The sequence below is a fragment of the Pseudomonas sp. AC070 genome (assembly GCF_979258635.1).
The window spans coordinates 5031302-5042429 of the sequence record NZ_OZ409871.1; the positions used below are offsets into that span (position 1 = coordinate 5031302).

The 11128-nt window shown below is 63.5% G+C and carries 11 protein-coding genes and 1 riboswitch; all 11 genes read right to left on the reverse strand.

All coding sequences use genetic code 11. The features are described 5' to 3' along the window. On the reverse strand, positions 1-837 hold the full coding sequence (locus ACZZ0Q_RS22700) for an ABC transporter permease (protein ID WP_463540695.1): 837 nt from the start codon (positions 835-837) through the stop codon (positions 1-3). Then, positions 834-1628 (reverse strand): hypothetical protein, encoded by a 795-nt coding sequence (locus ACZZ0Q_RS22705; RefSeq protein WP_463540694.1) that lies wholly within the window; start codon positions 1626-1628, stop codon positions 834-836. The genes ACZZ0Q_RS22700 and ACZZ0Q_RS22705 overlap by 4 nt, the downstream gene beginning before the upstream one ends. Further along, entirely contained in the window at positions 1625-2254 is a 630-nt protein-coding gene (locus tag ACZZ0Q_RS22710; RefSeq protein ID WP_463540693.1) for a cysteine hydrolase family protein, read from the reverse strand. The genes ACZZ0Q_RS22705 and ACZZ0Q_RS22710 overlap by 4 nt, the downstream gene beginning before the upstream one ends. Further along, positions 2251-3033, reverse strand: a complete 783-nt coding sequence (locus tag ACZZ0Q_RS22715; protein ID WP_463540692.1) for a creatininase — start codon at positions 3031-3033, stop codon at positions 2251-2253. The genes ACZZ0Q_RS22710 and ACZZ0Q_RS22715 overlap by 4 nt, the downstream gene beginning before the upstream one ends. Then, positions 3030-3920 (reverse strand): DMT family transporter, encoded by an 891-nt coding sequence (locus ACZZ0Q_RS22720; protein WP_463540691.1) that lies wholly within the window; start codon positions 3918-3920, stop codon positions 3030-3032. Before ACZZ0Q_RS22720 ends, ACZZ0Q_RS22715 begins: the two co-directional genes overlap by 4 nt. Continuing rightward, positions 3920-4672: an SDR family NAD(P)-dependent oxidoreductase gene (locus ACZZ0Q_RS22725; RefSeq protein ID WP_463540690.1), complete on the reverse strand. Its 753-nt coding sequence runs from the start codon at positions 4670-4672 to the stop codon at positions 3920-3922. Before ACZZ0Q_RS22725 ends, ACZZ0Q_RS22720 begins: the two co-directional genes overlap by 1 nt. Then, entirely contained in the window at positions 4672-5448 is a 777-nt protein-coding gene (locus ACZZ0Q_RS22730) for an SDR family NAD(P)-dependent oxidoreductase (protein ID WP_463540689.1), read from the reverse strand. Before ACZZ0Q_RS22730 ends, ACZZ0Q_RS22725 begins: the two co-directional genes overlap by 1 nt. 3 nt (positions 5449-5451) lie before the next feature. Then, positions 5452-6477: a fatty acid desaturase family protein gene (locus ACZZ0Q_RS22735; protein WP_463540688.1), complete on the reverse strand. Its 1026-nt coding sequence runs from the start codon at positions 6475-6477 to the stop codon at positions 5452-5454. A gap of 74 nt (positions 6478-6551) precedes the next feature. After that, complete coding sequence (locus tag ACZZ0Q_RS22740; protein WP_122492361.1) at positions 6552-7568, reverse strand: ABC transporter substrate-binding protein; 1017 nt, start codon at positions 7566-7568, stop codon at positions 6552-6554. Positions 7569-7614: 46 nt separating this feature from the next. Continuing rightward, positions 7615-7717: riboswitch (guanidine-I (ykkC/yxkD leader) on the reverse strand. A gap of 566 nt (positions 7718-8283) precedes the next feature. Next, complete coding sequence (locus ACZZ0Q_RS22745) at positions 8284-10134, reverse strand: sensor domain-containing diguanylate cyclase (RefSeq protein ID WP_463560948.1); 1851 nt, start codon at positions 10132-10134, stop codon at positions 8284-8286. A gap of 70 nt (positions 10135-10204) precedes the next feature. After that, positions 10205-11104, reverse strand: coding sequence for a peptidoglycan DD-metalloendopeptidase family protein (locus ACZZ0Q_RS22750; RefSeq protein WP_463540685.1), 900 nt, complete (start codon positions 11102-11104; stop codon positions 10205-10207). Positions 11105-11128: the final 24 nt, after the last annotated feature.

Here is an 11128-nt window from a genome sequence, read left to right on the forward strand (position 1 = left end):
TCACCTCTTCAACCACGGAAAGGCCGCGCGACCGAGCCAGCGAAACGCCTGGTCGGTGAGCAGGCCGATAACGCCGATCAAAATGATGCCGGCGAAAATCTTGTCGGTTTGCATATAGCGCTGGGCTTTGAGAATGGCGTAACCCAGGCCCGAGTTCGCGGCCACCAGTTCGGCCACCACCAAGTACGTCCAGGCCCAACCGCAGGTGATGCGCAGCGTGTCGAGCAGCGCCGGGCGGGCCGAGGGCAGCACCACCAGTTTGACGATCTCGCTGCGGTTGGCGCCCATGGTTTGCGCCGCTTCGATTTGCGCCATCGGCACGCGGCGCACGTCTTCTGCGACCATCAGCACCATCTGGAAGAAGGTGCCGATAAAGATGATCAGCACCTTGGAACTTTCATCAATGCCGACCCACAGCATCACCAGCGGAATAAACGCCACGGCGGGCATATAGCGGATGAAGTCGGTCAGCGGTTCGATAAACGCCTGCACCGGCCGGTAAGTGCCGATGTACAACCCCAGCGGCAAGGCGAACAGCGCCGAGGCGAGAAAGCCGGTCATCACGCGGTACATGCTGATGCCGATATCGGCGAGCAAGCCCTCGTCGCTCCACCAGCGCCCTACCCGCGCCAGCACCGCGTCTGGCCCTGGCATAAACATCGGGTTCGCCAGCCCGGCGGCGGTATACGCCCACCAGATGAGCAGCGGCAGCAGCAGGCCAGCGGTGGCCAGGCTCCAAATCGCGACGCGCGGCAGCTCGCCACGTATCACCCACCAACGTTGGCGGGCCGGCCGGGTGGGCGCCTGAACCTCAGGCAAGGGTTGATGCGCGCTCATAGCACGGCCTCCTCGGCTAACGGGAAAACGGGGTGCTCGCGCAGGCGCCAACCGCCGATTGGCGGCACGTGGCCGAGCTGTTCCAGCCTGTCGGCCGCGCAGAGTTGGCTGCTGTCATCCGGGCTGACGCTGGCGGGCAACAACACATCGCCGATGCGCTCTGGAATGGTTGACAGGGCAATCAGCCATGGCGTCTGGCCGTTTCCATGCCAGCCAAACGACAGCTCGCACTCAAGCAGGCGCTCGGCGTTGCCGCCGTCATCCAGCAGGGCTTGCAGCGAGGGCGCCGGGGCCAGTGGTTTTGGCCGCCCGGCAACAAACAAAAAGCAGTCGCCGGCCAGCAATAGGCTGCCCTGGCGGTCATCTGCCGCCACCAGCCACACGCCCCAGTTACGGCCCAGCGACTCGGGCAAGCGCTCCCACACTTCGTGGTAGCTGCCGTCGAGGCCGTCTTCGAATACGCAATCGGCGTTTTGAAAGTCCATATAGCCGATGTCTTCGCTGCCGCGCGGCGGTTGGAAGTCGACGGCGCGGTGCCATTGGCAGATTTCCTTGTCGCCGTGCTGGCTCACTTCGGTCACGCCGGCAAAACCGCCCTGCGCCGTCAGCTCACGCACGCTGTAGGGCGTTGGCAGCGGAATGCGCAGGTCGGCAAAAAGCCGCGCGGTTTGCAGCCAGTACACGCGGGTGCTGGTGTCGTGCACGCCGTCGGTGGTGGTCAGCAAGGTGCGCTGCCACACGCCCAGGTAACGCTCGGGTAGGGGACTGCAGGTTAATGGCGAACCGCTCATGAGCGTGCCTCCAGTTCAGTGATCAAACGCGCGCTGTCGCACACGCGGCCGAATAAGCCGCCTTCCACGTCGACCATCGCCAGCGCCGCCGCATGCAGCTCGGGATAGGCCGAGCCGCAGGCATCGCTGACAAGCGTGCAGGCGTAGCCCAAATCCACGGCGCTGCGCAGGGTCGAAGACACGCACACTTCGGTGGTCACGCCGGTAATCAGCAGTTCGCTGATGCCCCGGTTGCGCAACAGCAATTCCAGGTCGGTGCTGGCAAACGCGCTATAGCCGGGCTTGTCGATCACCGGCTCGCCGGGCAGCGGTTGCAGCTCATCGATCAGGTCGTGGCCAAACTCGCCGCGCACCAGCAGCCGCCCCAGCGGCCCTGGCTGGCCAATCGGTGCGCCTGCATGTTCAGCGCGGCGGCGTTTGGGCTCGGGCAAATCGCTCAGGTCCGGGCGATGGCCTTCGCGGGTGTGCACCACCAGCAGCCCTCGCTGACGGGCGCACGCGAGCAGGCGCTGGATGGGCTCGATGGGCGCGCGCAGACGGCTGATGTCCAGCCCGGCCGTGTCGGCATAGCCGCCGGGCGCGCAGAAGTCGCGCTGCATGTCGATCACGATCAGCGCCTTGCTCACAAGCGGAATTCCTTGCGCACGGCCTGGGCGATGCCCTGGGTGATGTCGCCGGCCATGCGCGCGCCCTTCTCCGCCGTCGAGCCTTTGGCCGACGAAAGCACGCCCGAAGCCGGCACCCACTCGGTGCGGCTCGGGTACATGTCATACGGCGGGAAGTCGGCAGGCGGCTCGTCGGGAATCAGGTCGATGCGTACCAGGTTGGGCAGGTAATGCAGCATCAGCGAGGTTTCGATGACGGCCGCATGTTCCAGGGCAAAACCGGGGAAGCCGTTGGGGAATACCGCCGCCAGGGTCTGCTCGGTGCAGAAATCCCAATGCTCCAGGCGCATCACTTCCAGGGCCGTGTCTTTGCCCAGCTCGCGCATGGCCAGTTCGATGCCTTCGGTGACGAACCACTGGTTTTCGTAGTGGCCGTCGACCAGCACCAGCCGCTTCACGCCATGGCGGGCGAACTCGCGCACGGCGTCGCGCACCAGGGCGATCAGGGTTTGCCCGTCGAGGCTGGTGGTGCCGCAAAAGTGATTTCCGCCGCCGCATTTGGGCTGCGATTTGTAGCCGTAAGACAACGCCGGCGCCACCAGGCCGCCAACCTTGGAGGCCACGTCTTCACACAAGGCGCTGGCCAACAGCGCGTCGGTGCCCAGCGGCAAGTGCGGGCCATGCTGCTCGGTGGCGCCGCAGGGCAAAAACACCACGGGCGACAGCTCGCGCACGCGGCGCTCGTATTCCACCCAACTGAGTTGGTCCATGCGTACGGTTGCGTTGGGTTCGACGCTCATCGACTTGCCTCACAGGAAATAAGAGAAGGTTCACGGGGCGGCCGGGCGGCGATCAGCGCGGCCACCAACACCAGGGCGCCGCCACACCATTCGCGCAGGCCCAATTCGCGGTCGCCAAACCAGGCGGAACTGAGCACGGCGGCCACCAGTTCGATAACGGCCAACACGGCCGCGCGGCTGGCTTCCACATGGGTAAAACCGTATTGCGCGGCGCCCATGGCCAGCAGCCAGAACACGCCAAAGAGGGCGATCTTGGCCCAGGTGAAGCCGTCCATTGGCAGCACGCTGCTGCCTTCGGCCAGGCAGAACAGCCAGGCCAGCAGCGCGCTGCCGATAAAAGCCACCACGGCTTTGCTGGCCAAGGGAATCTGTTCAGCGTGGCGGGTGGCGAGGTTGTTAAGGGCGAAGGCCAGACCAGCACTGAGGGCCAGCCAGTCGCTGCTGCCGAAGGCACTGAAACTGTCGCGGCTGACGCCCAGCGTCAGGCCAATGCCGAGCATCGCCAGCACCAGCGCGCCAACCCGTAGCAGCGTCAGGCGCTCACCGAGCAGCAGCCAGCCGCCGAGCATCGCCCACACCGGCGCCAGGTAGAACAGCAGCATGGCGCGCACCACTTCGCCCTCGGACAAGGCGCCGACCAGCCCCGCCGTGGCCCAGCCGCCACAAACGGCGATTGCCAGCAAGGCATAGCGCTGAGGCCACCAGGCACGGCGCTGCCACAGCAGAATGGGCACCGCCACCACGCAGAGCAAACCGTAAGTGGCCAACACCACCGGCATACCGCGCAGGCCCAGGCCGCTGAGGTGTTGCAGCGGCATCCAACCCAGGCCCCAGATGGCGGCGGCGAGCAGCAAAATGCTTTCGGGTTTGAGCAGGAATCTGATCATCAGCCCATCCACGCGCCGCCATTGGCGCCGAGCATTTGGCCCTGGAAAAAGCTGGCCTGAGGCGAAACCAGAAACAACACGGCGGCGGCAATTTCCTCGGGCTTGCCGAGGCGGCCAGCGGGAATGGCGACTTCCTTGGCAATCATTTCGGCGCTCATGTGTTCGGCGCTGACCATGGGCGTGTCCACCGGACCGGGCGCCACGCCATTGATGCGAATGGCCGGGGCGAATTCGCGGGCCAGCGATTTGGTCAGGCCGATGACGCCGGCCTTGGCGGTGCAGTACGCCGCGTATTTCTCGCGCCCCAGGTGGCCGAGTTCCGAGGCGATATTGACGATGCAACCCGAGCCACGCGGCTGCATATGCCCCAACGCATGGCGGCAGCAGCGGTACACGGCGCTGAGGTCGACGCCAAGCAGCGTTGCCCAGTCGTCCTCGGTGGTTTCCAGAAAAGGTTTTTCCAGAATGATGCCGGCGTTGTTGACCAGAATATCCAGCACGCCAGCGGCGAAAATTTCTTCGAACATCGCCGCCACTTGCGGCGCCGAGGACACATCGGCCTGCACCGCCCGCGCCCAGCCACCGGCCGAGGTGATGCGCGCCACCAAGCCGATGGCGGCGCGTTCCTGGTCCAGGTGATTGATCCACACCTTGGCGCCCGCCGCAGCCAAGGCCAGTACCGTGGCGCGGCCGATGCCCGTGGCGGCGCCGGTAACCAGGGCGACCTGACCTTTAAGCGGTAAGTCCGTCATCAGTGCATGACCTCGCCGTGGCTGACCGACAACGCTTGCCCGGTCAGTGGCAGGGCCAGGGCGCTGCCGAGAAACAAAAAGGTGCCTGCCAGGTCGGCCGGCGTGAGCAATTCAGGTACGGCCTGGGCGGCGAGGATGAGCGCCAGTTCTTGCGCTTCACTGCGCCCACTGCTGGCCGCCATTACCGCCAGCGAGCGCATGGCCGCCTCGGTGCCGATCCAGCCGGGGCACACCGCGTTCACCCGAATGCGCCGAGGGCCAAGTTCCCAGGCCAGTGACCGGGTCAGGCCGATGACCGCGTGCTTGCTCGCCACATAGGCGCTAAAGCCCGGCACGCCTTTCAGGCCCCAGATCGAGGCCTGGTTGATGATGCTGGCGCCGGCCTTCAGTTGGCCTTGCAGCGCGCGCGTCAGGCGCAGCATGGAAGCCACGTTGTTATCCAGCAGCGCTTGCCAATGAGCGTCGGCGGCGGCGCCGGTGTCGCTCAGCGGCGTGGCGTACTCGACGCCGGCATTGTTGATGAGCACATCCAGCGGCCGTTCGGCGCGGCTGGCGGCGTAGGCGGCGACGGCTTCGCTGTCGGCCAGATCCAGCACATGGGTGCTGACCCGCGTCAGGCGTTGCAACTCGTCGGCCACGGCCGCCAGCGCGTCGCCGCTACGGTCGAGCAATTCCAGGCGTGCGCCCTGCTCGGCAAACGCGCGGGCCAGGCCTTTGCCGATACCGCTTGCCGCGCCCGTGAGCACCACGGTTTTGCCAACGTAGTCGAGGCTCATGGTTTACACCGCCGTCAGAAACGACACGCCCACCGCGCCGTAAAAACCATCGGCACGCCGTTGCTGCTCGGGCGCGGCCACTTCGCCGTAGTGGTCATCCAGCACGCGGCGCAAGCGGTGTTCATGGAAGCTTTTGAGCAGCAGGCGCATCGGCAGCACCTGGGCGTAATCGCTGCCATACAGCTCGCGGTGCAACGCCGGCAGGCGATACCACGGCGCCACCGGTTTTTCGTGGTGGGCGTTGTGGTACGAGAAATTCAGCAGCAACAGATTGAGCGCCGGCCAACGCGCCGAGACCACGTTGCTGTAGGTGTTGTGCTGCTCGTAAACGCGGTCGCGCACTTTGTCTTCGGGTATCGCGCCGCCGTCTTCGAGCACGGCAAAGGCGTCGTAGGTGTGCTGGTAGGCGTCGGCGAAACGCAGCACGGTCAGCATCAACATCCAGGCCACGGCGTAGAGCACCAGCGCTTTCAACGACACGGCCGCCAATAGCGCAAACAAGGCCGAGCGGATCGCCAGCGTCAGCAGCACTTTCTTGCGATTGGCGCGGTGTTTTTCGTCTGTGGTGATAAAGGGCAGCACCACCACGTAGTAATGCATTACCAGTTCGATAGCCGGGATGTACATCCACTCCGCCGCCAGAATGATGCTACGCAGCCAGGCCGGGCAGGCAGTCATAAACGCCTTGGTGTCGAAGGTGATGACGTCGGCGCGGTCGACGTGGTGGCGCATGTGTTTCTTGCGCAGGTACTGAAACCCCGCGTAGCAACTGCCACACAGCCAACTGCACACCTCACCCGCCCATTCGTTGTGCTTGGGCTTGGCGAAGATAGTGCCGTGGGCGAATTCGTGAATCAGATAGGCCGCGATGATCATGCCGTGGCCGAGCAATAAGGTGCCGAGCAGGTTCAGCCCCAGATGAGCGGAAAACAGCAGGGCGAGGCCGCCGAAGTAGGCGGCGAATACATAGGCGAACGCCAGTGAATTGGGAATTTTCCCGTCGGCGTAGCGGAAAATCTGAGCAGACATGATGGCTCCTGTCTCATCGGCGTTGCGTGGGTGCGCAGGGGGTTGCGCACCGGCAACGTGACATCGATACCGGCTTACTTAGCCAGCGCCTCGACAAAGGACGCGTCAAACGTGGCAGCGAAATCCGGCACGGCGGGAATCTGGCCGTTGTCCTTGAGCAAGGTGCCGATCACTGCGCCGCTGCCAAAGAAGGAGCTGGTAGCGTCGGACTTTTCGAAGTTCTTGCTCATTTCCGCCAGCGGAATGTTGTACACGCCGCTCATTTGCTCGGTGGCTTCCTTGGCGCTGACGCCGAGCACCTTGCCGATGATTTCGGCGGACTCTTCCGGGTGGCTTTTGATATACGCCAGACCATCGACATAGCCCTGCATCAGCGCGTTGATCGCGACTTTGCGTTTGGCGATGACTTTTTCATCGAACACCAGCACGTCGGTGATCAGGCCCGGGGCGTCTTTGGAGGAATACACCACGTGAAACTTGTCGCCCGGCATGCCGAGAATCTGCGACACGTTCGGCTCGTAGGTCACGCCAACCGGCAAGCTGCCAGACGCCATGGCGCCGGGAATACCTTCGGGGGTCATGTTCACGGGGCTGATGTCTTTCTCGGTCATGCCGTTGGATTTCAACGCATAGGCGAGCAGAAAGTCAGAGGGCGATAGCGGGTTGTAGCCGACTTTTTTGCCTTTGAAGTCCTTCACCGAAGCGATGGATTTGTCGGCCACGATGGCATCGCCACCGTTGGAGAAGTCGATGGGCATGACCACTCGGTGCTTGAGCCCTTTGGCCACGCCGCCGACGACCTGGTCGTAGGTCAACATGCCGCCATCGAGCGCGCCGCCAACCATGGCGGTGGGAATCAGGGCCGGGTCGTTGAAAAATTGCAGCTCGACCTTGAGGCCGTGGGGTTTGTAGAGGTCGAGTTTGTCGGCCACATAAAACGGTGCGTAACCGGCCCAGACAACGGTGCCGATTTTCAGTTTTTCAACGGCGTGAGAAGTGACCGGCAACAGGCTGGCGGCAGCGGCCAGGCAAGCCCCGAGCAGGCTTTTGCGCAACAGAGGAAGCTTGAAGCGAGACAACGGCGTGGTCATGGCAACACTCCTACACGTTAGGGAAACAGGCACGGGATGACATCACGTCTCCCGGGCTTTTCTCCCGCCGTGTAGCCCTCTTCCTTAGGGCCGGAAAACTCTCGGACCAGCGTCCACTCCTGTGGACCGGAACCCTAGTTCGCCTCTGGTTACAGCTCCTGTGTGCCAAGCGTCATGAGCAGCGTTGTGACGGCGGTGCCGACGCGAATAACTCATCCCGTTCGGGTAGGGATCTAGCAAGGTCGGTGCCAGGGTTTTGCTGAGGGGGAAAACCTGCGGGTTTTCAAGGGGTTGATGTGGAGGCGTATAGGCGTATGGCCTGCGCTGCTTGGAGATGGCGCACCAGGTGCTGGCAAGGGCGCATGGTTTCAGTGCGTGTTACGCGGTGGCGAATGTATTCATTACCGCGTGCGCTGAACGTTTTGTTTCGCGCCTTACGCGCGACTCACTTTTTCCAGTTGCGGAAAAAGTAAGCAAAAACGCTTGCCCCTACCTTGGGTCTACGCTGCGCTCCGACTTCCCTCCTTCCGTCGCCGCTCCGGGGGCCGTCACAACGGGCCATCCATGGCCCGATGTTCCTTTCGCGGCTCCCGGCCGCTCAACCCCCTACACGTCGACTCCACTCGGCCTGCGATGAATGGGGCGGGTAGATCAAAAGCCAGATCAACATCTGGATCACGAGCCAGATCAACATCTGGATCACGGGCCAGATCAATCACGCCGGCAATGGCGCCACGCCTTGAACCTGGTTGCGCCCGCCCTGCTTGGCGGCGTAAAGCGCCCGATCCGCTGCGCTCAGCAGCGCCTGCACATCCAGCGCCCGCTCCGGTGCGTTGCACGCCACGCCAATACTGACGGTGAGTTGCACGGGCTCGATGCCGCTGTCCAGGGTAATTCCGGCGACGGCTTGGCGTACCTGTTCGGCCAGTTCAAACGCGTCCTTGGGGTTGCTGTCGCGCAGTAACACCACGAACTCCTCGCCGCCATAACGCGCGGCCAAATCGGCACTGCGCCGTGTCGCTTGTTTGAGCACCTGCGCCACGGCGCTGATGCAGGTGTCGCCGAAGGGATGGCCGTAGGTGTCGTTGATGCGTTTGAAGTGGTCGATGTCGATCATCAGCACCGCCAACGCCGGGTCGTTCAGGTGCGCCAGTTGCTGGTCGCAGTAGCGGCGGTTGGCCAGTTGCGTGAGGGCGTCGGTGTGGCTGATGCGGGTTAGCTCGGTGTTGGCCTGTTCGAGGTCGAGCTTGGTGCGTTGCAGCGCGGCGGTGCGTTCTTGCACGCGCAGTTCGAGTTCTTCGTTGGTGCGACGCTGCACCTCGAGCATTTGCTGCTGGGTGCTCAAGGCCTGTTCGCGGGCTTCGAGCAGGCTGTGTTGGGCTTTCACCCGCGCGGCCCGCTCGCGGTTGAGGCGGTCGGCCAGGGCGACGGAGAGCAGAATGAATTCGACGAAAAAGCCCAGCGTTTGCATGCGCAGGGTCACTTGGTTAATCGGCAGCAGGCCTTCCAGCGCCGCCACATGCACGAAGGTGCAGACGATCAAAAACGTCCAGGCCAGGATAAACATCGGTGCCGAGCCGTTGCCGCGTCGCCAGGCGAATACCGCCACCACCAAGGCCAAAATGCACGAGGCCAGGGCGACCTGGTTGACGCCAATCCAGTACACCCAATCGGGCTCGACCACCACCAGCACCAGGGCCGCCAGCCAATAGAAGGCCAGCAGGTTGTTGGTCCACAGCGGCCAGCCGCCGTAGCGCGGCAGACGCAGGAAGGCGCGCACGAACATGGCGGCGGCAAAGAAGCTCCAGATCGCCGACAGCGCGTAGATCTGCCGCGCCGGTTCGCCCAGGTCGGGCCACACGTAGAGCGGGCCGACACCGCTGATGCTCAGCTCGTAGATGATCACGCCCAGCAGGTACAAGGTGTACCAGATGTAGCTACGGTGTTTGGTGAACAGGTACAGCGCGGCGTTGTAGAGCAGGATGGCGAGCATGGCGCCGAAGAACATGCCGAGCAGCATGCGCAGGCTTTTTTCCTGGGCCTGAAATTGCGTTTCGCTGAACAGTTGCATGGGCACCAGCACGTTTTCTTTGCTGCTGATGCGCATATAGACCCAGGCTTCCTCGGCCTTTTCCAGCTTCAGAGGAAACACCAGTTGTCGCTCGGCCATGGGCCAATTGCTGAAAGGAATGTGGTCGCCAGCAGACTGCACATTTCCCCAGCTGCGGCTTTCGGGGTAGTACAGGCGCACGTCGGCGCGGTCGAGAATCGGCCATTCCACCACCAGCAGCCAGTTGTTGATGGCGGCGAGGTTGAGCAGGTGCATGCGCACCCACACCGGTTGTTCCTGATGGCCGAGGTTCAGCGATTCGGCGTTCACGGCTTGCCAGCCGCGCGAGCGCTGGGCGTCGACGAATTGCAGCGGTTGCTGGGGGATCAGGTATTCAAGCTGTGGGCCGAGGCGCACGGGCTCGCTGTCGTCTTGCAATTGCACCAGTGCGGCATGGCAGCTGAAGGCTGCCAGCCAGCACATCAACAGGCTTATGACTTGTACACGTACCCGCATTGCTCACCCTTTGCCTCGGTGTCGGTTCATGGCTAAAACCGACGTTCTGCCCACAGGCTAGCAGGCCGGTTCACTCACCGCCCACGGCAAAGTTGGGCAAGGTGTCGACCGGTTGCACGAAGTCGAAGGGAATCGACTCCAGCGCCAGGCCCATGTTGCGCTGAATCACGAAGTGCAAATGCGGGCCGCTGCTGTTGCCGGTATTGCCGGAGCGCGCCAGCGGCGTGCCGAGGGCGATGCGTTGGCCTTCGTTGACCACCACCGAGCCGCGCATCAGGTGCAGGTAAACGCCCATGGTGCCGTCATCGTGCAGCACCCGCACAAAGTTGCCCGAGGGGTTATTGCCGCGCCCGCTCTGGCTGTTCTCCACTTTCACCACCGTGCCGGCGCGGGCCGAGACGATGGGCGTGCCTTCGGGCATGGCGATGTCGATGGCAAAGCGCCCTTTGGGCGTGAAGTGGCTGTATTTGCCGTTGGCGCCCTGGCTCTGCCGGAACGGCCCGCCGACCCACGGCAGCGGGTAGTCGTAGGCAATCGGCAGCAAGCGCGGGTCGCCCAGCGCCGTGCGCAATTTGGGTTTGTAGCGCATGGCTTGGTTGGGGTCGCGCGGGGCCAGGGTGAGCAGGCGAATTTTGCTGCGCGGCGGTAATACCCAGTGAATCGGTTTATCCGGCATACCGGACACGTTCACCGCGTTATTGAGGCTAAGCTCCACTTCCACGGGCGCATACAGGTCGTTGCGCACGAGCAGGGTTTCACCAGCGTCGTGTCTTTTGGTTTCCAGCTTCACCTGGGTGTCGAGGCGCTCGACCATGCGGTCGCGAAACACGAACACCTGCGCGCCGGGCGCGGCTTTGTCGGTGTAGGTCACCACGCCATTGGCGTCGGTGTATTTGTAGATGGTCAATGCCGCGGCGGGAGTGGCAGCGGCGAGTGTCAGACCACAGAGAAGGATAATGCGCCCTAGCATAACGGCATCGTTCTAATGGGTACT